Source organism: Acidovorax sp. Root217, assembly GCF_001428645.1.
GTDB lineage: Bacteria > Pseudomonadota > Gammaproteobacteria > Burkholderiales > Burkholderiaceae_C > Acidovorax.
Genome location: NZ_LMIH01000016.1, coordinates 21,436 through 45,369, shown reverse-complemented (window position 1 = coordinate 45,369; position 23,934 = coordinate 21,436). Strand labels below are relative to the sequence as shown.

The 23,934-nt window shown below is 65.4% G+C and carries 23 protein-coding genes; 14 read left to right on the top strand and 9 right to left on the bottom strand.

From position 1 onward, the window contains the following. Nucleotides 1-196: 196 nt before the first annotated feature. The 3 genes from ASE31_RS17000 (at nt 197) to map (ending at nt 3,462) form a co-directional block, all read left to right on the top strand. Nucleotides 197-2,314 carry a TonB-dependent receptor domain-containing protein gene (locus tag ASE31_RS17000; RefSeq protein ID WP_057203253.1) on the top strand — a complete coding sequence of 706 codons (2,118 nt, stop codon included), beginning with the start codon at nt 197-199 and terminating at the stop codon, nt 2,312-2,314. Between the two features lie 75 nt (nt 2,315-2,389). After that, on the top strand, nt 2,390-2,659 hold the full coding sequence (locus ASE31_RS16995; protein ID WP_057203009.1) for a ParD-like family protein: 270 nt from the start codon (nt 2,390-2,392) through the stop codon (nt 2,657-2,659). Beyond that, a complete protein-coding gene (gene map / locus ASE31_RS16990; protein ID WP_057203008.1) occupies nt 2,659-3,462 on the top strand; it encodes a type I methionyl aminopeptidase in 804 nt (267 codons plus the stop codon). The genes ASE31_RS16995 and map overlap by 1 nt, the downstream gene beginning before the upstream one ends. Nucleotides 3,463-3,508: 46 nt before the next feature. On the opposite strand, the gene ASE31_RS16985 is transcribed toward map, so the two are convergent. The 3 genes from ASE31_RS16985 to ASE31_RS16975 are packed head-to-tail and all read right to left on the bottom strand — an operon-like array spanning nt 3,509 to nt 7,893. Then, entirely contained in the window at nt 3,509-5,395 is a 1,887-nt protein-coding gene (locus ASE31_RS16985) for a bifunctional diguanylate cyclase/phosphodiesterase (protein WP_057203007.1), read from the bottom strand. Then, nucleotides 5,392-5,934, bottom strand: coding sequence for a YfiR family protein (locus tag ASE31_RS16980; RefSeq protein ID WP_057203006.1), 543 nt, complete (start codon nt 5,932-5,934; stop codon nt 5,392-5,394). The genes ASE31_RS16985 and ASE31_RS16980 overlap by 4 nt, the downstream gene beginning before the upstream one ends. 3 nt (nt 5,935-5,937) lie before the next feature. After that, nucleotides 5,938-7,893 (bottom strand): TonB-dependent siderophore receptor, encoded by a 1,956-nt coding sequence (locus ASE31_RS16975; protein WP_057203005.1) that lies wholly within the window; start codon nt 7,891-7,893, stop codon nt 5,938-5,940. A gap of 253 nt (nt 7,894-8,146) precedes the next feature. On the opposite strand from ASE31_RS16975, the gene ASE31_RS16970 reads away from it, so the two are divergent. Both ASE31_RS16970 and ASE31_RS16965 read left to right on the top strand, forming a co-directional pair. Then, the gene (locus ASE31_RS16970) at nt 8,147-9,442 is read left to right on the top strand and encodes an aspartate carbamoyltransferase (RefSeq protein WP_057203252.1); all 1,296 of its coding nucleotides are present in this window, start codon (nt 8,147-8,149) and stop codon (nt 9,440-9,442) included. Between the two features lie 60 nt (nt 9,443-9,502). After that, nucleotides 9,503-10,456 (top strand): AEC family transporter, encoded by a 954-nt coding sequence (locus tag ASE31_RS16965; RefSeq protein ID WP_057203004.1) that lies wholly within the window; start codon nt 9,503-9,505, stop codon nt 10,454-10,456. On the opposite strand, the gene pdxH is transcribed toward ASE31_RS16965, so the two are convergent. After that, nucleotides 10,453-11,091 carry a pyridoxamine 5'-phosphate oxidase gene (pdxH, locus tag ASE31_RS16960; RefSeq protein WP_057203003.1) on the bottom strand — a complete coding sequence of 213 codons (639 nt, stop codon included), beginning with the start codon at nt 11,089-11,091 and terminating at the stop codon, nt 10,453-10,455. The two genes, ASE31_RS16965 and pdxH, sit on opposite strands and share 4 nt — an antisense overlap. A gap of 94 nt (nt 11,092-11,185) precedes the next feature. Between pdxH and ASE31_RS16955 the strand changes: the two genes are divergently transcribed. The 4 genes from ASE31_RS16955 to ASE31_RS16940 all read left to right on the top strand — a co-directional run bounded on the left by ASE31_RS16955 (nt 11,186) and on the right by ASE31_RS16940 (nt 15,252). Beyond that, nucleotides 11,186-11,758 (top strand): TetR/AcrR family transcriptional regulator, encoded by a 573-nt coding sequence (locus ASE31_RS16955; RefSeq protein ID WP_057203002.1) that lies wholly within the window; start codon nt 11,186-11,188, stop codon nt 11,756-11,758. A 175-nt stretch (nt 11,759-11,933) separates the two neighbouring features. Further along, the gene (locus ASE31_RS16950) at nt 11,934-12,395 is read left to right on the top strand and encodes a (2Fe-2S)-binding protein (protein WP_057203001.1); all 462 of its coding nucleotides are present in this window, start codon (nt 11,934-11,936) and stop codon (nt 12,393-12,395) included. Between the two features lie 14 nt (nt 12,396-12,409). Then, nucleotides 12,410-14,677, top strand: a complete 2,268-nt coding sequence (locus ASE31_RS16945) for a xanthine dehydrogenase family protein molybdopterin-binding subunit (protein WP_057203000.1) — start codon at nt 12,410-12,412, stop codon at nt 14,675-14,677. Continuing rightward, entirely contained in the window at nt 14,677-15,252 is a 576-nt protein-coding gene (locus ASE31_RS16940) for an NTP transferase domain-containing protein (protein ID WP_057202999.1), read from the top strand. The genes ASE31_RS16945 and ASE31_RS16940 overlap by 1 nt, the downstream gene beginning before the upstream one ends. On the opposite strand, the gene ASE31_RS16935 is transcribed toward ASE31_RS16940, so the two are convergent. Both ASE31_RS16935 and ASE31_RS16930 read right to left on the bottom strand, forming a co-directional pair. Continuing rightward, nucleotides 15,239-15,760 carry a superoxide dismutase family protein gene (locus tag ASE31_RS16935; RefSeq protein WP_057202998.1) on the bottom strand — a complete coding sequence of 174 codons (522 nt, stop codon included), beginning with the start codon at nt 15,758-15,760 and terminating at the stop codon, nt 15,239-15,241. The genes ASE31_RS16940 and ASE31_RS16935 overlap by 14 nt on opposite strands. Before the next feature lie 118 nt (nt 15,761-15,878). Beyond that, the gene (locus ASE31_RS16930; RefSeq protein WP_057202997.1) at nt 15,879-16,475 is read right to left on the bottom strand and encodes a gamma-glutamylcyclotransferase; all 597 of its coding nucleotides are present in this window, start codon (nt 16,473-16,475) and stop codon (nt 15,879-15,881) included. A gap of 85 nt (nt 16,476-16,560) precedes the next feature. Between ASE31_RS16930 and ASE31_RS16925 the strand changes: the two genes are divergently transcribed. Then, a complete protein-coding gene (locus ASE31_RS16925; protein WP_057202996.1) occupies nt 16,561-17,109 on the top strand; it encodes an OmpA family protein in 549 nt (182 codons plus the stop codon). A gap of 170 nt (nt 17,110-17,279) precedes the next feature. On the opposite strand, the gene ASE31_RS31090 is transcribed toward ASE31_RS16925, so the two are convergent. The 3 genes from ASE31_RS31090 to ASE31_RS16915 form a co-directional block, all read right to left on the bottom strand. Then, complete coding sequence (locus ASE31_RS31090; protein ID WP_082604212.1) at nt 17,280-18,833, bottom strand: ATP-dependent endonuclease; 1,554 nt, start codon at nt 18,831-18,833, stop codon at nt 17,280-17,282. 390 nt (nt 18,834-19,223) lie between these two features. Beyond that, nucleotides 19,224-19,637, bottom strand: a complete 414-nt coding sequence (gloA, locus tag ASE31_RS16920; RefSeq protein WP_057202995.1) for a lactoylglutathione lyase — start codon at nt 19,635-19,637, stop codon at nt 19,224-19,226. Next, entirely contained in the window at nt 19,634-20,185 is a 552-nt protein-coding gene (locus ASE31_RS16915) for a PaaI family thioesterase (RefSeq protein WP_057202994.1), read from the bottom strand. The genes gloA and ASE31_RS16915 overlap by 4 nt, the downstream gene beginning before the upstream one ends. Before the next feature lie 58 nt (nt 20,186-20,243). On the opposite strand from ASE31_RS16915, the gene ASE31_RS16910 reads away from it, so the two are divergent. From ASE31_RS16910 to ASE31_RS16895, 4 genes are read left to right on the top strand one after another with little or no spacing between them, the layout of a single operon-like run. Then, nucleotides 20,244-20,723: a MarR family winged helix-turn-helix transcriptional regulator gene (locus ASE31_RS16910; protein WP_057202993.1), complete on the top strand. Its 480-nt coding sequence runs from the start codon at nt 20,244-20,246 to the stop codon at nt 20,721-20,723. Beyond that, entirely contained in the window at nt 20,713-21,981 is a 1,269-nt protein-coding gene (locus ASE31_RS16905; protein WP_057202992.1) for an MFS transporter, read from the top strand. Before ASE31_RS16910 ends, ASE31_RS16905 begins: the two co-directional genes overlap by 11 nt. A gap of 34 nt (nt 21,982-22,015) precedes the next feature. Continuing rightward, entirely contained in the window at nt 22,016-22,492 is a 477-nt protein-coding gene (locus ASE31_RS16900) for a MaoC family dehydratase (protein WP_057202991.1), read from the top strand. Continuing rightward, nucleotides 22,489-23,931 carry an MATE family efflux transporter gene (locus tag ASE31_RS16895; protein ID WP_057202990.1) on the top strand — a complete coding sequence of 481 codons (1,443 nt, stop codon included), beginning with the start codon at nt 22,489-22,491 and terminating at the stop codon, nt 23,929-23,931. Before ASE31_RS16900 ends, ASE31_RS16895 begins: the two co-directional genes overlap by 4 nt. Nucleotides 23,932-23,934 lie beyond the last annotated feature (3 nt).

Here is a 23,934-nt window from a genome sequence, read left to right as displayed (position 1 = left end):
ACTCTGCCTTTGCCATCCCTGCCGCACTGCGCAGGGGCTGGCGGGTGCATCCGGCCCCCTTCCCCTTGATCCCCCTGATCCCCTAGCGGCAGCTGCCTTGAATCCAGGCGGCTCAGCCGTGCGTCCCCTTTTTTCTCCATGCCTGCCTAGCAGCATGAATGCGCGCACCTGCGCCTGGCCTTTGCCTACGAACACCATGACGACACCACAACGCCACTCCACCCCTCGCCGTACTGCCCTGCATCCCACCTTGCATCCCGTGGCCCTGGCCGCCATGCTGGCGATCTCGTCGGGCGGCAGCTTCGCCCAGACGGCTCCCCCCGCAGCGCCCGGCGCCGCAACCAACGCATCCACCCTGCCTTCCGTCACGGTGTCTGCCAGCGGCCTGCAACTGGGCGCCGGCGAAATGACCACGCCGGTGAGCGTGCTCGAAGGCGACGAACTCGTGCGCCGCCGCGAGGCCACGCTGGGCGAAACCCTCAACAGCGAGCCGGGCATCACCAGCAGCCACTTCGGCGCGGGCGCCAGCCGCCCCATCATCCGCGGCATGGACGGCCCGCGCGTCAAGGTGCTGTCCGACGGTGCCGAGCTGCACGACGCCTCCACCATCAGCCCCGACCACGCTGTGGTGTCCGAGCCTCTGCTGGCCACGCAGATCGAAGTGCTGCGCGGCCCTTCGGCCCTGGTGTATGGCAATGGCGCCGTGGGCGGCGTGGTCAACGTGCTCGATGGCAAGATCCCCACCGCCATTCCGCAAAAGGGCTATGAAGGCAGCGCCGAGCTGCGTGCCAACACCGGTGCGCGCGAGGGGGCAGGGGCCTTTTCGCTGACCGGCGGCGCCGGCAACCTGGCCGTGCACGCTGAAGGCGTTTCGCGCGACGCCGGCGACTACCGCGTGGGCAAGGGCTGGGCGCCCAATGGCGAGCCCGCGCGCAAGGTGCTGGGCAGCTTCAACCGCACCGACACCGGCAGCGTGGGCCTGTCGTGGGTGGGTGACCGGGGTTACCTGGGCGCCGCCTACACGCGCCAGACGGCACGCTACGGCCTGCCCGGCCACAACCACAGCTTCGAGGGCTGCCACACCCATGGCAACAGCCTGCACTGCGGCGAGCACGGTGGCGAAGAGGACGGCCATGACCACGGCGCCGAGACCGGCGACGTGCCGATGGTGGACCTGCGCAGCGAGCGCTTCGATGTGCGCGGCGAGTTGCGCAACCCGTTTGCCGGCTTCTCGGCCCTGCGCCTGCGTGCGGGCGTGACCGACTACGTGCACGACGAGGTGGAGGACGGCGCCATCAGCACCACCTTCAAAAACAAGGCTTACGACACCCGCCTTGAGCTGCAGCACGAGCCGATTGCCGGCTTCAAGGGCGTGTTCGGCCTGCAGACGTCGCAGCGCAAGTTCAGCGCCGAGGGCGAGGAAGCCTATGTGCAGCCCACCACCACGCGCAAGACCGGCCTGTTCGTGCTGGAGGAATACCGCCTGGGCGACTGGCGCTTCGAAGGCGCGCTGCGCCATGACCGCCAGACGGCCGAGGCACAGACCTCGGGCATAGAGCGCAGCCACAACGGCACCTCGGCATCGCTGGGCGCCGTGTGGCAGTTCACGCCCGGCTATTCGCTGGGCACATCGCTCACCCGCGCCAGCCGCGCACCGTCGGCCGAAGAGCTGTACGCCAACGGCCTGCACATGGCCACCAGCACCTACGAGCGTGGCAATGCCGACCTGCGCTCCGAAACCTCGCAGAACATCGACCTGAGCCTGCGCAAGACCAGTGGCGACACCACCTTCGGCGTGAGCGTGTTCCGCAACCGCATCAGCAACTACATCTACGGCCGCACGCTCGACGAGGTGGATGGCCTGCAGCTGCTGCAGTACGCCCAGGCCGACGCCACCTTCACCGGCATCGAAGGCCAGGTGCGCCAGCGCCTCACGCGCAACCTGGGCGTGACGCTGTTCGGCGACACGGTGCGTGCCCGCCTGGCCGGTGGCGGCTTGCTGCCGCGCATTCCTGCCACCCGTGCCGGTGTGCGGCTTGATGCGAACTGGAACGCCTGGGACGGCCAGGTCGAATGGGTGCAGGTGGCGCGCCAGAACCGCGTGGCCGAGTTCGAGTCGGCCACGCCCGGCTACGGCATGCTCAACCTGGGCGTGAGCTACAGCGGCAAGTACAACGGCGAGACGCCCTGGCAGGTCTACCTCAAGGCCAACAACCTGACGGACCGCCTGGCCTATGCCCACACCTCGTTCATCAAGAACGCGGCACCGCTGATGGGCCGCAACCTGACGCTGGGGGTCAAGGTCGCGTTCTAATGTCTGGGCCGGCCGCAGGGCCGGCCCAACGCCCAGTGTTTACACGAAACGTATATGTTTCGTATAATTCAGCCCATGGGTATCGTTAAAATTTCCGACCAAATGCATGAGAACCTGCGCATTGCCAGCAATGCGCTGTCTCGTTCCATCAATTCACAGGCCGAGCACTGGATGCGCGTGGGCATGCTCGCCGAGCTGCACCCCGAGCTCAGCCACAGCCAGATCTGCCAGATGCTGATCCGCGCCGAACAGTCCGGCGGGTTCGATCTGGCCGTGCTGGCCCAGGCCTTGCCGTCTGCCGATGGTGGCAGCAAGCCCAGCGTTCAGGTAAGGCGGGTGCAGTGATGGGAGCCAGGCCCCCCCAGGTGATCATCAAGACGCCCGCCGAGATTGCCCAGTCGCGCATTGCCGCCCAGTTGGCGGCCCAGGTGCTGCAGATGATAGGCCCGTACGTGCAGCCCGGTGTCTCCACCGAAGCGCTGGACGACCGCTGCCGCGAATTCATCGTGCACGAGTTGCAGGCCATACCGGCCAACATCGGCTACCACGGCTTCACCAAGACGGTGTGCACCTCCGTCAACCACGTCGTCTGCCATGGCGTGCCAGCGGCCGACAAGGTGCTCAAGAAGGGCGACATCATCAACATCGATGTCGCCGTCATCAAGGACGGCTGGTTCGGCGACACCAGCCGCATGTACTACGTGGGTGAGCCCAACCGCCTGGCGCGGCGCCTGGTGGAGACCACCTACGAAGCCATGTGCGCCGGCATCCGCCAGGTACGCCCTGGCGCAACGTTGGGCGACGTGGGCCATGCGATCCAGAGCGTGGCCGAGCGCGAACGCTTCAGCGTGGTGCGCGACTACTGCGGCCATGGCATCGGGCAGATCTACCATGAGGACCTGCAGGTGCTGCACTACGGCACGCGCGGCCAGGGCATCACGCTGGAAGAGGGCATGGTCTTCACCATCGAGCCCATGATCAACGTCGGCAAGCGCGAAACCCGCGAGCTGCCCGACGGCTGGACCGTGGTCACACGCGATCATTCCCTCTCGGCCCAGTGGGAGCACATGGTGGCCGTGACGGCCGATGGTTTCGAGGTGCTGACGGCCTGGCCCGAGGGCACGGGGAGCTATCCGGCGATTGCCTGAGCCAGCGCCCCTGAGGCGGTGGCGGGCGAGGCCATCGGTCGGGCCCCTAACGCGCCGCCTGCATCGCCTCGAACTGCTCCACCGGCATGGGCCGCGCAAACGCAAACCCCTGCAGCACATCGCACCCGGCGCCCACCAGGTAGTCGATCTGCGCCTGGGTCTCCACGCCTTCGGCTGTGACGGCCAGGCCCAGGCCGTGCGAGAGGGCGATGATGGCCTTGACGATCATCCGGCTGTGCTCCTGCTCGGGCAGGTCGCGGATGAAGCTGCGGTCGATCTTGAGCCGCTTCATCGGCAGGCGCCGCAGGTAGGCGAGCGAAGAGTAGCCGGTGCCGAAATCGTCGATGGCCAGGTGCACGCCCAGCTGGCTCAGGCGGTGCAGCGTGCTGGCGCAGGCGTCCATGTTCTCCATGAGCACGGTCTCGGTCAGCTCGATCTCCAGCAGGTGGGCCGGCAGGCCTTCCTCGCGCAGGATGTCCATCACGCGCTCCAGGAACTGCGGGTCGTTAAGCTGCCGCGCCGAGACGTTGACCGCCACGCGCAAGGGGTCCTGGCTCCGTGCCTGCCATCGCGCAGCGTCCCGGCATGCCGTGCGCACCACCCAGTAGCCCAGGCGCACGATCAGGCCACATTCCTCCGCGACCATCACCGCCTCCAGCGGCGGGATATTTCCCAGCTTGTCATGCGACCAGCGCAAGAGCGCCTCGGCACCGATCATCTTCTGGTCCCCGGCCGAAAACACCGGCTGGTAGTGCAGGGCCAGGCCTTGCCCGTCCTCCAGCACCTGGCGCAGCGCTTTCTCGATGGCATGCCGGCGCACGGCAGCGAGGTTCATGGACGCGTCGAAGCGCTCGCAGCGGTTCTTGCCGAGGTCCTTGGCGCGGTACATTGCCGTATCGGCGCTGCTGATGAGGCTGTCCCGGTCCGGCGCGTCTCCCGGGTAGGTGGCGATGCCTGCGCTGCAGGTCACCATCACCTCCTGGTCCGACTCGACAAAGCCTTTCTCGAACACGGCGACGATCCTGCCCGCGTAGCTGCCAAGGGCTGCCTCGTCCATGTCCAGCCGCAGGATGACCGAGAATTCGTCGCCCCCCATGCGGCAGATGTCATCCCCCGCCCGCACCACCGACTGCAGGCGCTGCGCCACCTGGCGCAGCAGGCCATCTCCGGCGGCATGGCCGAAGGTGTCGTTCAAGGCCTTGAAATTGTCCAGGTCGATGTAGACCAGCGCCAGCTTGCTCCCCAGGGTCGACGCCCGGGCGATTTCATGCGCCAGCCGTTCGTTGAAGAAGTGCCGGTTGCCGACCCCCGTGACCGCATCCTGGTGGGCCAGCACCTGCAGGCGGTTTTCCGCCTCGCCGACCGCCGCGCGGCTGCGCAGTACCAGCGCGGTGGCCAGCGCCATGGTGCCCCCGGCGATCAGCAGTGCGCCGCCGAAGCGGATGACCAGGTGGGTGTAGACCTCGGCCATCGACTTGCGCAGGTAGATGCTGCCCGAGCTTTTGCCCCTGAACTTCACCGGTTTGGCCATCTCCAGCAGGTACAGGCTCTGGTACTCGAAGTCCCCGTTGCCGCCACCCGGCAGCGTGCCGGGCGCCACCTGGTCGCCATCGCGCTGGTACGAGGCGAGGAGGACGCCCTGCGCATCGTAGATGCCGGCCATCAGCACCATGGGCGAGGCCCTGAGTGCGCCCAGCATCTCTTCGGTGGTGTGTGCATCGCGGAACATCACGGCCGTGGAGACGTTGTCGGCCACGATGGCCGCTTCCACCCGGCTGTCTGCGAGCATGGCCTTGCGGCTGCTCCAGTAGTCGAAGGCCGTGAGGGCCAGGACCATGGTCAAGAGGGCCAGCCCGGTGGCGAGCAGCCCGGTTGCCACCACGCGCGATGACAGCTGCGCTGAGTCGGCGCTGGCCGGGCTGTCGAAATTCATCGGGCCCCCCTGGACAGGCGCAGCAGGCGTGAGCTGACCGACAGGCCCGCCTTGCCGATCGCCTCGGCATTGATGTCGAAAACGATGCGGTCGCCCTCCCGGTGCAGGGTAATCATGATCTCCGCCGGGGCGGTGGCCGGGTCGTCGGCAATGGTCAGCACCGCCGTCTTGCCGGGCATGGCGCGCAAGGCACGCAGGGCGCGGTCCGTGTCCGCGCCATGCAGGACCAGCACGCGGCAGTCGTCGAGCTCGTTGGCCTCCCACAGCCGGATGCGGATGGGGTTGTCCTTGCGCGCGGGCCGCCCCTCCAGCGCCAGCAGGGTGCGCTTCAGGGGGCTGAAGGGGGACACGCAGATGGTCCAGTCGCTGCCCGCGCGGCCGTCCCCCTGGGGCCATTCGATGAACTGGATGAAGTTGAAGACATAGGCCGCCTTCATCTCGTTTTCGCCGACCTTCTCCTGTGCACGGCCCCAGGGGCAGCACGCAAGCACGCACAGGCCCGCCAAAAGGGCTTTGTGCAGGCGGTACACGTGCAGCATGGCCTAGAACGCGTAGGTGAGCTTGAGGCGCCAGGTTCTGCCGTCCTGCGCCATCGAGTCCCCGCGGATCTCGAAGGACGCCGGGTCGGCAAACCGCTTGTCGAACAGGTTGTACACCCCGAGGGCGACGTCGGTGCCCGCCAGCCGCGTGGTGTAGGTCAGGTTGGCCACCGCGTGGGCGGGCAGGCGCGATGCCAGCGTGCTGCGCGCGCCGATGGCGATGGCCTCCACCCCGTAGCGCCCTCGGGCCCAGGGGGCAGCGTCGGCGCCGCCGATGGCGCTGGACCAGTGCGCCTTCAGCAGGTGCCGGGGCGAATTGGCCAGTGTTTCGCGGGTGACGGCATCGCGCGCCCGCTGCCAGCTGTAGGCCACGCGAAACCGGGCATCGGGCCCCAGGCGCCTCTCGATTTCTGCCTCCATCCCGTACACGCCGGCACTGTGGGCGTCGCTGAACATGAGCCGGTCGGCCTGCAGCGCATCGCCGATGGCCAGCAGGTGCGACACGCGCGACTTGAACACCGTGACCAGTGCCCGCGTGGCACCCGAGGGGGCGTGCTCCAGCACCAGCTCCGTGGTGCGCACGCGCTCCGAGCGCAGGCTGGCCGTGCCCACCACCCCGCCAGGGGTTTCCACGCGGTAGTCGCGCTCATAGGCATTGGGGGGCCGGTAGGCCGTGCCATACAGCAGTTTGAGGGCCGTGGCGGGCCCCACCAGGTACACCAGGCCCAGGCGCGGGTGCAGGCTGCCCTTGCTGTCCGAGTGCTTGCCCCAGCGCAGCCCGGCGTGCAGCACCAGGTCGGGGCGCAGCGCGAATTCGTCCTGCAGGTAGATGCCCATGACATCGCCGCTGCTGCTCTTGTCCAGGTACTGCGCTGCGGGCGCCAGGTCCATGTTGCGCTGGGTGATGTCCAGGTCGCGCCGGTAGTCCACGCCCCAGGAGATCTTGTGCCGCTGCAGCGCCGTGCTGACCCATTGCAGTTCCGAGCCCACCCACCGGCCACGGCCAAGGTCCCGGTTGGCGGTGACGGGCGGGTAGTCGTAGACATAGTCGCCCACATACCGGTACTGGCCGCCATGGATGCGCGCCGTGAAATGCAGGGCCGGGCTCCACAGGCCTGCGTACTCCGCAGAGACGCGCGTGCTGGAGTCGGCCACGCGCGATCGCGGGTCATTGAATACCTGCGAGAAGGCGGCCGTGGGCAGGCCCTTCACGCGTTCGCCATGCGACAGTGAGAGTGTCACGCCCCCGCGCCGCACCTTGGCAAACAAGGTGGTGCTGCGGTCGTAGTCCAGCCCTTGCGCGATCCCGTGGTTCTGCTGGGGCGTATCGTAGGTGGGGTAGTAGAGGTCATCGCCCCGGGTGGTGGAGCGCGATGCGGACAGCAGCCAGTCGCCACCGTGTTCGTCCACCGTGCCCAGCGTCCAGCGCAGCTTGGCGTGGCCGTGGCTGCCCAGCTCGGTGCTGACCTGCGCGCCCTTGAACTGCCGGCCCTCGCGCGTGATGATGTTGAGCACGCCGAAAAAGGCATTCGCGCCATACACGGCCGCACTGGGGCCGGGCACGAACTCGACGCGTTCGATCAGGTCGACGTCGATGGGGAAATCCGTGCCCACCGGCGCCTGGTCGTACAGGTTGTCATTGAACCGGACCCCGTCGACCAGCAGCAGCACCCGGGTGTTGTAGTCCCCGGGCGTGGAAAAGCCGCGCATGCCCAGGTAGTGGTAAGACCGGTCGTAGGACACATACAGCCCGCGCATGCTGGCCAAAATCTCGGCCAGGTTGCGGTACCCGAAGGTGCGAATGTCCTCGGCCGTCACCACGCTGACCGCGGCGGGGGCCTCCAGCGCGCTCTGCAGGTAGCGGCTCGCGGTGCGTACCTCCATCTGCATCAATTGCTCCAGCGGCAACTGGGCGACATCGGCCTGGGCGTGGGCCCTGGGCACCAGGCAAGCGGCCATGCAGATCCCGAGGGCAAGGCGGCTGCTTCCTGCGTGGGGGGCTGTGTTGGTCATGGCATCCCTATCGAGTGGCATGTCGTGCAACTGCCACCAAGCTCTTCAGATGGCGGTAACAACTGCTTGCATGCTACTCCTCTGGTGCTCGTTGAGGCCCGTGTTTACCTTAGTTCAAGATCACCGGATCCGTAAACTCTTTCAATGAAAATATACGCAATGCGTTTGTTTGGAAACTCATTGCGTATAATTCATGGCCATGAACAGCCAACAAGACTTCCTGCGCGACGCCATGCGCCGCCTCAACCTGACGCGCGACGCGTTTTCCGACCGGCTGGGCGTGCGCCGCCGGGCGCTCGACACTTGGCTGCTGCCGGCCGACTCGGGCGAGGCGCGCAGCATGCCGGAGATGGTGGAAAAGTTCGTCTCCGAAATCCTCACGCACGAGGCGCGAGACACCGGGGCCGGGCCGGGCAGGGCGCCCGCAGCCAAGCCGCTGGCCCAGCGCATCGCGGCCGAAGGCCGGCCGCACCTGCTCTCGGTGGCCCAGTTCGACCGCGGCAGCCTGGAAGAACTGTTCCAGGTCGCCGACCTGATGCAGCCCATCGCCCGGCGCCAGAAGGTCTCACGGGTGCTCGAAGGGGCGGTGCTGGGCAGCCTGTTCTTCGAGGCCAGCACGCGCACCCGGGTGAGCTTTGGCGCGGCGTTCTGCCGTCTGGGCGGCACGGTGTGCGACACGACGGGATTCACCTTCTCGTCCATGGCCAAGGGCGAGTCGATCTACGACACCAGCCGGGTGATGGCCGGCTATGTGGATGCGCTGGTGGTGCGCCACCCCGAGCAGGGGGCGGTGGCCGAGTTCGCGCGCGCCACCAACATCCCGGTGATCAACGCGGGAGACGGCCCGGGCGAGCACCCGAGCCAGGCCATCCTGGACCTGTACACCATCCAGCGCGAGTTCTCGCGCCTGGGCAAGCTGGTCGACGGCACGCATGTGGCCCTGGTCGGCGACCTCAAGTACGGCCGCACGGTGCACTCGCTGATCCGCCTGCTGGCGCTGTACAAGGGGCTCAAGTTCAGCCTGGTGGCTCCGCCCTCGCTGGAGATGCCGGCCTACCTGCTGGAGCTGGTGGCGCGCAACGGCCATGTGATCGAGCAGACGGCCTCGCTGGAGGAGGGGCTGCGCGGTGCCGACGTGGTCTATGCCACGCGCATCCAGAAGGAGCGCTTCGTGGGCGAAGCCATCGAGGGCTACACGCCCGAATTCCAGGTGCGCAAGGCGTTGGTGGACGCGCTGTGCAAGCCCGACACCATCCTCATGCACCCGCTGCCGCGCGACGGCCGCCCTGGGGCCAACGACCTCTCCACCGACCTCAACCACGACCCGCGCCTGGCCATCTTCCGCCAGACGGACAACGGCATCCCCATCCGCATGGCCTTGTTCGCGGTGCTGATGGGGGTGGAGAACCAGGTGGCGCGCTCCATGCGCGATGCCGGCTGGCGCTCGCCCTCGCACGTGGGGCCGGACGACGCTGTGTTCGATGGCTTGGACTGATTCAGGGAAAACCCTTGGCAAGACTACACTCGATGCCTTCCCCTCGCGAACTGCTTTCTCGTGAATTCCCCCGTCTTCGCCTCCCTGATCCCCGTCGTCCTGTTCATCGCCATCGGTTTCCTGTCGGGCCAGCAGGGCTGGATAAGGGCGGGGTCGGTCAAGGACCTCTCTAACCTGGTGTTCATGGTGCTCACCCCAGCGCTGCTATTCAGAACCATGAGTTCGGTGCACCTGGGCGATGTGGACTTTGCGCCCATCGCTGCCTACTTCGCGGCGGCGGGCCTGGTGTTCGGCGGCACCATGGCGCTGCTGGGCTTCACCAGCCTGGCAGCGGCCCGGGCGCTGGCCAACATGTTCAGCAACACGGTGATGATCGGCGTGCCGCTGGTGGGCCTGGTGTTCGGCGAGGCGGGCCTGGTCACACTGTTCACCCTGATCTCGCTGCACGCGCTGATTTTGCTCACGGCCGCCACCGTGGTGTTCGAGCTGGCGGCGGCGCGCGAGCGTGCCGGCACCCCCGGGCATGAAGGCCGCTCCATGCTGCGCACGGTGCTGATGGCGGTGCGCAACGGCATCATCCACCCCATCCCCATGCCCATCATCGCGGGCCTGCTGTATGCACAGACGGGTCTGCCGATCCCGCTGGTGATCGACAAACCGCTGGAGCTGCTGGGCCAGGCGCTGGGGCCGCTGGCGCTGCTGCTGGTGGGCGTGACGCTGGCTTTCACCAAGGTGGGCACGCATTTCCGCGCGGCCATGCGCATCGCCCTGGTCAAGTGCCTGGTGCACCCGGTGGCCATGGCGGCGGTGGGCTGGGCCGTGGGCCTTCAAGGCATGCCGCTGGCCGTGATGATCGTGGCCGCATCGCTGCCCGTGGGGGCCAACGTGTTCCTGTTCTCGCAGCGCTACGAGGTGGCGCAGGACGAGGTGACGGCCAGCGTGGCCGTGTCGACCGCATTGGCGCTGATCACCATGCCGGTGGTGATCATTTTGGTGACCCGTTTTCTGGTTTAGGGCGCCAGCCGCTCCCGCACCCAGTCGGCACCGTCAAGCCGGTAGCGCAGCCGGTCGTGCAGGCGGCTCTTGCGGCCCTGCCAGAACTCCCATTGCTCGGGCTTGAGGCGGTAGCCGCCCCAGTGCGGCGGGCGCGGGGGCTTGAGCATGAACTGCGCCCCATACTTGGCGGCGTTGGCCACCAGCACGCTGCGGCCCGGGATCACCTGGCTTTGCGGGCTGGCCCAGGCACCGATTCGCGAGTCGAGCGGGCGGCTGGCAAAGTAGGCGTCGCTTTCCTCGTCGCTGACCTTTTCCACCACGCCCTCGATGCGCACCACGCGCTCGAGCTCTACCCAGTGAAACTGCAGCGCCGCAAACGGGTTGCCCGCGATCTGGCGGCCCTTGCGGCTGTCGTAGTTGGTGAACCAGACGATGCCGCGCTCGTCGAATCCCTTGATGAGCACGATGCGCGTGCTGGGCCTGAGGTCGCCGCCCACGGTGGCCAGGGTCATGGCATTGGGCTCGGGTACCTGGGCGGAAATGGCTTCCTTGAGCCATTGATCAAACTGCTGCAGGGGTGCAGCATGCGAGGCGTCTTCGTTGAGTTCGGCGCGCTCGTAGCTCTTGCGCAGATCGGCGATGGAGGTGGTCATGGCACACGATTGTGCACCCGGTGGAGCACCGCAAAGGGCAGGCCGCGCGGGCGCTGTTGTTGCCGAATAAAAATTCGCTTATATTGGCGAGGCGATGAAACCCAAAGACGACGAAAAGCAGCGCGCCATTGCGCAGGCCACCTTCGACCTGGTGGGCCAGACGGGCCTGAGCGGGCTCACCATGGCGCAGATCGCGCGCGCTGCGGGCATTGCCACGAGCACGCTGTACGTCTACTACCCGTCCAAGGACGAGCTCATCAGCCAGCTCTACCAGGACGCCAAGACCGTCACCGCCGCGCGCATCATGGACGGCGTGGTGGCGGGCCTGCCCTACCGTGCCCGGGTGCGCCGCATCTGGGGCAACCTGCTGCGCCACCGGCTGGACCAGCATGCCGAGGTGGTGTTCCAGGAGCAGTACTACAACTCGCCCTGGTTCACCGAGGGCAACCGCGAGTTCTCCACCCGCCTCATGGCCGGCTTTTTCGCGCTGATGCAGGAGGGCCAGCAGCAGGAGATCCTCAAGGCCGTGCCAGTGCCACTGCTCACGGCCAGCCTGATCGGCTCGGTGCGCGAAACCGCCGGCCTGATACGCACGGGCGTCCTGCCCGACGACGAGGCCCTGCACCAGACCGCCTTCAGCCTGTGCTGGGATGCACTCAAAGCATAAACCGCCGATTTGCGCTTTAATCGAATAAATATTCTTTTAAAAATGCCGCGATTTCAACTGTACCTGCTGCGCCCCGACCCACGGCGATGGCGCCGCTGACCTGTCGGCCTGACACATCACCGCCTTACCGTTCTACCTGCTTTCCCTCAAAAATATCCCCCACGGAGAACCCACGATGCCCACCCTCAACATCAATGGCAAAGAAACGGCTGTGGATGCCGATGAATCCACCCCCATCCTCTGGGCCCTGCGCGACACGCTGGGCATGACCGGCACCAAGTTCGGCTGCGGCGCTGCGCTGTGCGGCGCCTGCACCGTGCACCTGAACGGGGCGCCGATCCGCTCGTGCATCACGCCCATCTCGGCGGCGGCGGGCCAGAAGATCACCACCATCGAGGCCATCGCGTCCAGCGACAAGGTGGGCAAGGCCGTGCATGCCGCCTGGGTCAAGCACGACGTGGCGCAATGCGGCTACTGCCAGAGCGGCCAGATCATGAGCGCCACGGCCTTGCTCAAGGGCAAGAAGAAGCCGAGCGATGCCGACATCGACACCGCCATGGCCGGCAACGTCTGCCGCTGTGGTACCTACGTGCGCATCCGCGCGGCCATCCACGATGCCGCCCGCACCCTGGCCTGAAGGAGAACCACACCATGCATTTCGACCCCGTGGCCGTACAGGCCCACATGCCCAAGCACCTTCTGGCCCTGATGGAGAAGGCGCAGAGCGCCGATGAATCCACCGGCCCCGGTTTTTCAGAAGGCCTGGCGCGACGCACCTTCCTCAAGGTGACGGCGGCCTCCGGCTTTGCGCTGGGCGCATTCCCCCTGGCGGCTGTGGCGCAGGGCGCCGCCGCGCCGGCCGCCGGCCTCAAGCCCTTCGAGCAGCCCTCGGCCTTTGTGCGCATCGAGCCCGATGGCACGGTCACCGTCACCATCAACCGGCTCGACTTCGGCCAGGGCGTGCAGACCGGCCTGCCCATGATCCTGGCCGAGGAGCTCGACGCCGACTGGTCCAAGGTGCGCAGCATGCACGGCGACGCCAACCCGGCCTATGCCGACCCTGCCTACGGCATGCACCTCACGGGCGGCTCCAACTCCATCAAGAACTCCTACACCCAGTACCGCGAACTCGGTGCCCGCACCCGCGCCATGCTGGTGTCGGCTGCTGCAGCGCAGTGGGGCGTGGACGCCTCGGCCCTGCGCACGCAGAACGGCTTTGTCGTGGGCCCCGGCGGCAAGAAGCTCGGCTATGGCGAGCTGGCCGAGGCCGCCATGAAGCTGCCCGTGCCCGAGAAAGTCACGCTGAAGGACCCCAAGCAGTTCCGCCTGATCGGCCAACCCACGGGGCGGCTCGACGCCAAGGCCAAGTCCAGCGGCCTGCAGGACTACGGCATCGATGTGCGCCTGCCCGGCATGCTGACCGCCGTGGTGGCGCGCCCGCCGGTGTTTGCAGCCAAGCTCAAGTCGCTGGACGACTCGGCCGCCAAGGCCGTCAAGGGGGTGAAGGCCGTGCTGCGCGTGCCTACTGACCGGGGCGGCGAAGGTGTGGCGGTGATCGCCGATGGCTACTGGGCGGCCAAGCAGGGCCGCGATGCGCTCAAGGTGGAATGGGACACCAGCGCCGTGGAAAAGCCCGACACCACCGCGCTGCTGGCCAGCTACCGCGAGCTTGCGGCCAAGCCCGGCCTGGTCGCCATGCAGGCCGACACGGCCCCGCTGGCCGGCGCGGCACACAAGATCAGCGCCGAGTACGTTTTCCCCTACCTGGCGCATGCGCCCATGGAGCCGCTGAACTGCACCGTGCTGCTCAATGGCGACAAGGCCGAGCTGTGGATGGGTACGCAGATGCCGGGCACGGATGCGCTGGCGGCTGCCAAGGTGCTGGGCCTGCAGTCGCAGAACATCAAGGTCCATACGCAGATGGCCGGAGGCGGCTTTGGCCGCCGGGCCATTCCCACCAGCGACTACGTGGTGGAGGCCTGCGGCGTGGCCAAGGCCGCGCTGGGCGCGGGCCTCACGGCGCCGGTGCGCACGCTCTGGAGCCGCGAGGACGACATCAAGGGCGGCTACTACCGCCCCATGCACGTGCACCGCGCGGAGATCGGCTTCGACGCCCAGGGCAATATCCTCGCCTGGGACCATGTCATCGTGGGCCAGTCCATCCTCAAGGGCTCGCCGTTCGAGGCCTTCATGGTCAAGAACGGCATCGACGCCACCGCCATCGAAGGCATGAAGGAGCCCTATGATGTGCCCATGAAGCTCTCGGTGCACCACCCGCAGGTCAATGTGCCGGTACTCTGGTGGCGCAGCGTGGGCTCTACCCACACCGCCTATGCCATGGAGACGCTGATCGACGAGGTCGCCCGCACCACCAAGCAGGATCCCGTGGCCTACCGCATGCGCCTGATGGGGGACAAGCACCCGCGCCACAAGGCGGCGCTGCAACTGGCGGTGGCCCAGTCGGGCTACGGCAAGAAGAAGCTGCCCGCAGGCCGCGCCTGGGGTGTGGCGGTGCACGAGTCGTTCGAATCCGTGGTGGCCTATGTGGTCGAGGCCTCGGTGAAGGACGGCACGCCCAAGCTGCACCGGATTACCGCCGGGGTGCACTGCAACCTGGTGGTCAACCCCAAGAGCGTGGAAGCCCAGGTGCAGGGCGGGGCGCTGATGGGCCTGTCGATGTGCCTGCCCGGTGGCGCCATCACCCTCAAGGACGGCGTGGTCGAGCAAAGCAATTTCGGCGACTTCGCAGTGCCGCGAATCACTGACATGCCCCAGGTGGCGGTGCACATCGTGCCCAGTGCCGACCCACCCAAGGGCATGGGCGAGCCCGGCCTGCCCCCTCTGGCACCGGCGTTTGCCAACGCCATTGCCCAGATCACCGGCAAGACGCCGCGCGAGCTGCCCTTCAAGCTGGCGTGATGGTTGTTGTTCCGGACCCGCTGCCGTCCCCCGTGGTGCTGGTCCTGGCCTCGGGCCGGGGCGAGCGCTTTGCCGCATCGGGTGGGTCCGTGCACAAGCTGAGCGCATTGCTGCGTGGCGTGCCCGTGCTGGAGCACACGCTGGCCGCCGTGCGCGAGAGCGGCTTGCCCTGGCACCTGGAAGACGCCGGCCACCCGGGCATGGGGGATTCGATTGCGGCGGCGGTGCGGGCCACGGCCACTGCACCTGGCTGGCTGGTGCTGCCGGCGGATCTGCCCCTGGTGCGGCCAGAAACCCTGCGCGGCATGGTGGGTGCGCTGTACGGGTGCGCGGTGGCCGTGCCGGTGCACCGTGGCGAGCGCGGCCACCCGGTGGCTTTTTCAGCCCTGTGCCTGCCTGGCCTGCTGGCGCTGGCGGGCGAGCAGGGCGCCGCCGGCGTGGTGCGCGAGCAGGCGCAGCAGGGCAGGTTGCGCCTGGTGGAGGTGCATGATGAAGGCACGGTGACCGATGTGGACACCGTGCAGGACCTGGCCCGCGCCGAGCAGATCCTGGCGGGCAGGCTTACTTCGCCGTGATCACCGCGCACGCCAGGCGCGGGCCGGCATTGCCCGTGGGCTGGGTGGTGTAGTCGTCGGGGTCGCGGTGCACGATCAGGCCCTTGCCGACGATGTCGTTGGCGGTGCTGCCCACGCGGATGGATCGCGACTCGAAGCTGATCTTGGCCACGCCACCGGCGTCGGCCTTCAGGCTGGGCAGGTCGCCCGTGTGGTGCTCGGCGCCGCCGTGGCTGCCGTGCGGCTTGGCACCGGGGTTGAAGTGGCCGCCGGCGCTCATGCCGTCGCCGCTGGAGCAATCGCCCTTTTCATGGATGTGAAAGCCATGCTCGGCATTCGGCTTGAGGCCACGCACCTCGCCCATTACCTTGACCGTCTCTCCCGTCTGGGTGAAGGTCACTGTACCGGTGGTGGTATTGCCGCGCGTGGCTTCGAGCTTGCCGGTGGCGCTGGGGCCGGAGGACGAAAAGGCGGCGCAACCCGCCAGGGATGCCACGGCAAGGGCAAGCGATGCAAAACGAAGATTCATGAAATTCACTCCTGGAATGGGGCGGGGGGCGGCGCACCGCAGTGGACGCCCATGCCTTGGACATTGTTGCAATACCGACTAGCGCGATGCAAATGACTCGCACCTTGCAGGTGCGTCACTATGCCTGCTTTTTGTCGGTAAGCGAAAGTAATCTTCCCAGCGAGCGGTCGTGGATGCCCATGCGGCGCAACTCGTCGTAGGTGGCCTGGGCGTAATCGCGCGTGGTGCCGAACTTGCCACAGGCCTGCTCAAAGATGCGGCAGTATTCCTGGTCGGGCAACTCGCCCGTGTGGTTGGGGCTTTTGCGCGACAGGGTGAAGGCCAGCGCCTGCACGCTGCCATGGGGCGTATGGCAGGTGAGCCAGCGCGGGTCATACACGCCGGTCATCATCTCGCGCTGCCACAGGTTGATCAGCACCTGGCGGGCGTGCGCCTTGTCCACCCGGAACACCATGCCCCGGCAACTGCCGCCCGAGAGCATGCCGAACACCAGGCCCGGGCACTCGGGCGTGCCGCGGTTGATACGGCTCCACATCTTCAATGCGCGGTGCCAGCCATGCACGCGCGCAGCACGGCGCTCGGAAAAGTCGAAATCGGGGCGCCAGATCAGGGAGCCGTAGCCGAACACCCACAGGTCCTTGTGGCCACCCCACTCGTGCAAGGCCCGCTCCAGCATGGGAGCGGGATCGCGGAGCGGTGCGGGAAGACTCGTCATGCCATCACTCTACAATGAAGAAGGTGCCCGAGCTGGCACCCGACAAGATCCATCACGCATATAGATATACATACAGGGAGACCCCATGTCCGGTAGTTCCGACAACGACAGCCAAGAACGTTTTGCACTCGGTTTTTTGTTCATCCTGATCGCTCTGGTCATCTCCACCGCGGTCGGCACCGTGGTGGTCAAGCGCCTGGGCGCCGCGTCTGCCAGTAAGGCAGCGCCTGCGCCCACCACCGCCCTTGCAAACAACGCGCCAGCCGCCCCGGCCGCTGACACCGCCGCTGCTGCAGCCGACGCAGCCAGCGTGCGCGTGGACAACGGTGTGGTGAAGTTCTACTTCGCCAGCGCCAAGGCCGAGCTGGCTGCGGGTGCCAACGAGGCCCTGGCCGACGTGGTCAAGGGCGTGGCCGAAGGCAAGAAGGCCGTGGTCTCGGGCTTCCACGACGCCACGGGCGACGCCGCCGCGAACGCCGAACTGGCCAAGCAGCGCGCCTACGCTGTGCGCGATGCACTCAAGCGCCTGGGTGTGGCCGAAGACAAGATCGAGCTGAAGAAGCCTGAGGAAACCACTGCCAGCGGGAATAACTCAGAGGCGCGGCGGGTTGAAGTGACCTTAGCTGCCAATTGACAGCGTTTGAAGGCCACGTTCAGCTGTGGACTGCCCCCGACAAAAAGCCCTGCAGAGCCGGGCTTGGGCTGTCCCAGCAGGCTGAGATACTGGTCTTGGGCCTAAACTTGAACGAAACAAGAACTCTGGATCTTGCCTCGCGAGAAAGAATCGCGTATGGGCGCTAAAAATCAAGCGTTCTGTGCCAAAATTTTTTCAATCTTTTCTTTTATTTGATCAATATTCTCAAGCACCACTGTGGCAGAAAAATGCTGAAGGCACATTTGCTCGTCCAGTCCAATGTGCTTTGATATTTCAAAAAACTCATTGTGCTTTCCTGCTTGATTTGCATATTCTATTGCATCCTCAAGTATATCTGGCTCAGTCCCCAGTGCTGCTGACAATGGCTCGAGCAATGTTAAAGCGCGCTCCATTAACCAAGCCTCGGGCCAAGTACTCCCCGGAAGATAGAAAAGCCGCTCAGAAATCCATGAATGAAAATCATCCTCGGGATTTTCTGTCATCTTTTTAGCATGATTTATATTATCTTTTTCTTTTGATCGCTGGTCGCCATCAAAAATCGCCAAGACTTGCGTGGATTTGTTTCTAATATAGCTCGCTGCAAGCTGTCTTGACAGGGCATTTGCAGAGCCAATAACAGTAAGTGTGATTCTTTTCCGAATCGACGAGGGTAGATTTGATGTTAATATCGCCTTTGCAACATCATCTTCTACAAATATATCTAGCTCTGTTGATATTTCCCCACCCATTTTATTAAATGCGAAATCTGATGAAATCCCTTGGGTGATTTTTGTTTTTCCTGCTATATTTTCCATGAAATATCTGGCGTCAGGTGGGAGGCACTCGAAAATCTCTCTGGAATGAGTTGTGCATACAATTTGTGTAAGCATTTCCGCGCATACATCCTTTAATTTATCCACAAATCTTTTCTGTGCATCTGCATGTAATCCGAGCTCAATTTCATCCATTGCGAGCAGGGCACCAGGCCCCGCGGAATATATTGTGGAAAATATCTCAAATAATGCATTTTCACCAGCGCCCATGTTGAATCCAGAATACGTACTGTCCTTTGTTTTAACTATGGGCAGCGTATATTTTGAATGCTCGAGATATCTAAAATCGAGGTATGATTTGTTTAAAATATAGCCAACAGCATCTTTAACCTTATCCTCCCAGCCTCTGATTGTGCCGTGTTTAAAAACTTTTGAATATGATCGTGACTGACTTCTCTCGCTGTGAGGAACGATGCGATCAATGCCCAAAAAAATTACCGTCCGCTTGACGCGGGTATCGTAGTCATTCCATTTACCATTCTTCTTTTTTTTCCGCACTTGGTCTGCAACCGCGACTCCTGTCGCGATGGTGGCCTTTGACCAATTATTGTAAGCAATGGAATACCTAATGCTGAATTCTTGATGGGTAATTTCTTCGGAATTTTGAACAAAAAAATCTTGGAAGGTGTAATAACTATTTTTTCTCTTCGGCAATTTAAACATGCTGTCGCCATTGTGAAAGGCGCAACAGGCAAGTGCTAATACCGTTGATTTTCCCGCACCGTTTCTGCCTGCAATTGCAGTTATTGGATATTCAAATTTAATATCCAATGCATTCATGCCTCTGAATGTGCCTTTTTCAAGCTTAATTCGCTTTAGTGAAGCTTTTGACATGTCGGTGGCGAACCACTCGCGCAATTTTTTGTCTTTTTGGCTTTCCCGATACTTCATTCCGCCCCTCCAGATGGTGTTAACCCTAATATGGATGCATAGGACAGCAAAGTTCGAGGTCGAAATGCATCAAGTCAATCCACATCGTAGTGCAACCAGATGTGACTGTCTTGTGAAAATTGGTTGGCCGGCCGTTTGGGCCCCGTCGCAGAGCGAGGACTACGCTGGCAGCACTCCAGTTAACAGGTTGACACCAACTTTTCATACGGAAAAAGAGGAGCCTTCAACGAAAATATGTCTTGATGACTCCAACTTAAACCTCTCCGTAGAGGGCAGAACCGATACTAGCTCCAGCTGAAGCTGGCTACAAGTTTCAGTCTTGAGTGGGATGCCACCAAAAACAAAGCCCGGCATCGCCGGGCTTTGTTTTGATTGAAGGCAATGCGCCTCTCAGCGCAATCCTGTGCCTCCTGTATCGCCCTTGCGCTCGATGAGTTCAATTTTGTACCCATCGGGGTCCGTCACAAACGCGATCACCGTGCTACCGCCTTTGACCGGCCCCGCCTCGCGCGTCACATTGCCGCCCGCCGCCTTGATCTTGTCGCAGGCCGCATACGCATCCGGCACGCCCAGCGCGATATGGCCATAGGCCGTACCGAGGTCGTAGCTCTCGGTGCCCCAGTTGTAGGTCAGCTCGATCTCGGCCTGGCCGGGGTTGCCGCCGTCGAAGCCGAGGAAGGCCAGCGAGTACTTGTACTCGGGGTTTTCGGACTGGCGCAGCAGCTGCATGCCCAGCACCTGGGTGTAGAAATCAATCGAGCGTTGAAGGTTGCCAACGCGGAGCATCGTGTGGAGGAATCTCATGCCCTCGATTGTGCCGGTAGATCGAAAACCAGGCAGGTGGTGGTGGCGTGGGCATAAAGGGTGCCGTCGGGGCCCACCAGGCGCGCCTCGGCCGTGGCCAGCTGGCGCCCGCAGTGGATTACCCGGCCTTCGGCGCGCACGCGCTGCACCTTGGGGGTGATGGCCTTGACCAGGTTCACGCCCAGCTCGGCCGTGGTGTAGCCGCGGCCGGGCAGCATGCGGGTGTGCACCGCGCAGCCCAGGGCCGAGTCGAGCAGGGTGGCGAACCAGCCGCCGTGCACGGTGCCCATGGGGTTCAGGTGCTCCACGCCGGGTGTGCCCTGGAAGATGGCCACGCCCTCGCTGACCTCCACCAGGCGAAAGTCGAGGGTGCGTGCGATGGGAGGGTAGGGCAGTTCGCCGCGCAGCATGGCCTGCATCATCTGCAGGCCGTCGAGGCCCGCCACCTGGTCGGGGCGGGACACGCCGGGGCCCACGCCAGCGTCCATGCGGGCCATCACCTCTTGCTCCAGGGCAAGCCATTGTTCGAGTTGGTTGTGTTGTGTCATGGGGTCTTCTTCCGTTCAAAGTGTTGCATATGCAATTATTGCAGATACAATCGAATCCATGCAAGCCGAAATCACCCTTCCTTCACCCGCTGCGGCGCGTCCGCAGGGCTGTACCAATTTCAAGCTGCGCCAGTTGCTGCGCCGGGTAGGGCAGCACTACGACGCCGAGATGGCCAAGTGCGGCCTCAAGACCACGCAGTACTCGCTGCTGTCGCATGTGCTCAAGCTCGGCCCCATCCGCCCCGGCGACCTGGCGGCGGAGATGAAGATGGATGCCTCCACCCTCACACGCAACCTGCGCCCGCTAGTGGATGCCGGCTGGGTGACCCTGCAGGCCGGCGCCGATGGCCGCAGCCGCCTGGTGCACATCACCGATGCGGGCCGTGACAAGCGCGCCGAAGCCCAGCATTGCTGGAAGGTGGCGCAGTTGTCGCTCAACGACCTGTTGGGCGTGGAACGTGTGATGGCGCTGCACACCCTGGCAGATGAGTGCCTTGAACTGCTGTCCCCCATCTCGGAGCTCGACCATGGCGAATGAACAGACCTTTTCCGCGCCAGCTTCCCCAAAGCCTGCCGTCCCACCCATCGCCATCTGGCTGGTGCTTCTGGCCGCCGCAGGCGCCTTTGCACTCACCATGGGCACGCGCCAGACCATGGGTTTGTTCCTCTCTTCCCTGAACACGTCCACGGGCCTGGGCGTGGGCAGCATCAGCCTAGCGTTTGCCTTCGGCCAGCTGTGGTGGGGCCTTACGCAGCCGTTTGCGGGCGCGGTGGCCGACCGCATCGGCACCGGGCGCGTGATCTTTCTGGGGGTGGTGCTGGTGGCCCTGGGCACGTTCATCACCCCGCTGATGACGACGACGGCCGGGCTGATCTTTGCCATTGGCGTGCTGGCGGCGGGCGGAGCCGGCATGGCCGGCCCTTCGGTGCTGATGGCCGCCAGCACCCGGCTGGTGCCCGCGAACAAGCGCGGCCTGGCCACCGGCATCGTGAATGCGGGCGGCTCGTTCGGCCAGTTCGCCATGGCGCCGATTGCCATTGGCCTCACGGCTGCGGTGGGCTGGGCCAGCGCCATGCAGTGGCTGGGCGTGCTGGTGCTGCTGGCGCTGCCGGCGGTCTTCGTGCTCAAGGGCAACTCGAAGGCGCTGGCGGCACAGGCCGCAGCGGCATCGGGTGTCAAGGCGCTGACGGCGCGCGAAGCCATTGCCCAGGCGCTGGGCACGCGCAGCTACCTGTACCTGTCGGCGGGCTTTCTGGTGTGCGGTTTTCACGTGGCCTTTTTGGCAACGCACCTGCCCGGTGTGGTGGCCGCCTGCGGTCTGCCACCCGAGGTGGGGGGCTGGTCGCTGGCGATGATCGGCTTGTTCAACATCATCGGCAGCCTGGCCATGGGCTGGGCGGTGGGCCGCTGGCGCATGAAGTCGCTGCTGTCGCTGCTGTACGCCACGCGCGGCCTGGCGGTGCTGATCTTTCTGTTCGCGCCCAAGACCACGGCCGTGATGCTGGTCTTTGCCGCAGTGATGGGCGTGACCTTTCTGTCCACCGTGCCGCCCACGGCCGGCCTGGTGGCCAAGATGTTCGGCACGGCCAACATGGCCATGCTGTTCGGTGTGGTGATGCTGTCGCACCAGATCGGCGGCTTCTTCGGCGCCTACCTGGGCGGCAGCGTGTTCCAGGCCACGGGCAGCTACGACTGGGTCTGGTACATCGACATCGCGCTGGCCCTGGGTGCCGCGCTGGTGAACCTGCCGATCCGCGAGGCGCCGCTCAAGCGCCTGGTCCCCGCCGCCGCCTGATACCCCGATCCCGTTTGCAAAGAGCCTGTTGACCATGACCGATACCATTGCTGCAACGCAGCCCCTGTACCTCGAAGACATGACCGTGGGCCGGCGCTTCACGAGCGGCGAGCACGCGATGGACGCCGAGCAGATCGTCAGCTTTGCCCGGCAGTTCGACCCGCAGCCCTTCCATCTGGACGACGCCGCCGCAAAAGGCACGCTGTTCGGCGGCCTGGCCGCCAGCGGCTGGCACACCGCGGCCATCACCATGCGCCTGCAGGTGACCACGGGCCTGCCGGTGGCCGGCGGCATCATCGGCGCCAGCGGCGACGTGGCCTGGCCCCGGCCCACGCGCCCCACCGACGTACTGCATGTGGTGAGCGAGGTGATGGAGACCAACCCCTCCAGGTCCAAGCCCGACCGGGGCATGGTGACCGTGCGCAGTGAGACCCTGAACCAGCATGGTGACGTGCTGCAGGTCTCGACCGTGCGCATCGTCGTGCCGCGCAGGCCAGGGGCGGTGGCATGACCGCCGCAGCGGCGACCGGGGCGCCCGGGGCGTCCGTAGGTGCCCTCAACCCGCGCACCCGCATGTTGCTGGAGGCGCCCATCGCCTCCACGCTGCTGCGCATGGCGGCCCCGAATGTGCTGGTGATGCTGGCCCAGGCCGGCGTGGGGCTGATCGAGACCTATTTCGTCGGCAAGCTCGGCACCGATGCGCTGGCTGGCATGGCGCTGGTGTTCCCGGTGGTGATGCTGATGCAGATGATGTCGGCCGGCGCCATTGGCGGCGGCGTGGCGGCGGCCATTGCGCGGGCGCTGGGGGCGCGCCGGCGCGAGGACGCGGATGCGCTGGTGCTGCATGCGCTGGTCATCGGGCTGGTGTTTTCGCTCGTGTTCACCCTGGCCGTGGTGGGGGGCGGGCGCTGGCTCTACACCCGCATGGGCGGGGCAGGGGGCGCGCTGGAGGCGGCGCTGATCTATTCGAACTGGGTGTTTGCCGGCGCGGTCTGCGTCTGGGTGTTCAACACCCTGGCGGCCATCATCCGCGGCACGGGCAACATGGCCGTGCCGGCCTATGTCACGGTATGGGGTGCGCTGGTGCTCATCCCCCTGTCGCCGCTGCTGATCTTTGGCTGGGGCCCGTTGCCGGGCCTGGGCATTGCGGGCGGTGCCATCGCCCTCATGGCCTATTACGTGCTGGGCAGTGCCGTGCTGGCCTGGTACCTGTGGTCGCCGCGCAGCCTGCTGCGGCCTTCGTTCAAGGGGCTGCAACTGCGCTGGGCGCTGTTCGTGGACATTCTGCGCGTGGGCCTGGTGGGGGCGGTCTCCACCGTGGCGACCAATGTGGCCATCGGCGTCACCACGGCGCTAGTGGGCGGTTTCGGCACGGCGGCCATTGCCGGCTACGGCACGGCATCGCGGCTCGAATACCTGATGGTGCCGCTGGTGTTTGGCTTTGGCGCGCCGCTGGTGGCCATGGTGGGCACCTGCATCGGGGCGGGCCAGCGCGAGCGCGCCTTGCGCGCCACCTGGATCGGCGCCGCCATGGCGTTCGGCATGACCGAGGCCATCGGCCTGTGGGCCGCGTTTTTTAGCGCCACCTGGCTGTCGCTGTTTGCCAGCGACCCGGCCATGATCGCCGCAGGCAGCCAGTACCTGCGCACGGTGGGCCCGGTGTATGGCTTCTTTGGCCTGGGGCTGGTGCTGTATTTCGCCTCGCAGGGGGCCGGGCGCCTGTTCTGGCCGGTGGCCGGCAACCTGGCCCGGCTGGTGATCGCCGTGGTGGGCGGCTGGCTGGCGCTGCGCTGGGACGGCGGCCTGGCCGGCGTGTTCGCCGCCCAGGGTGTGGCCCTGGTGGTCTACGGCATCGTGATCGGCTGGGCGATTGCCGGCGGTGCCTGGTTCGGCCGCGTGGGCTGGCCGAGCAGCCCGGCAGGGCTGCTCAGGCGGGTGCAGCAGGCCTGATGG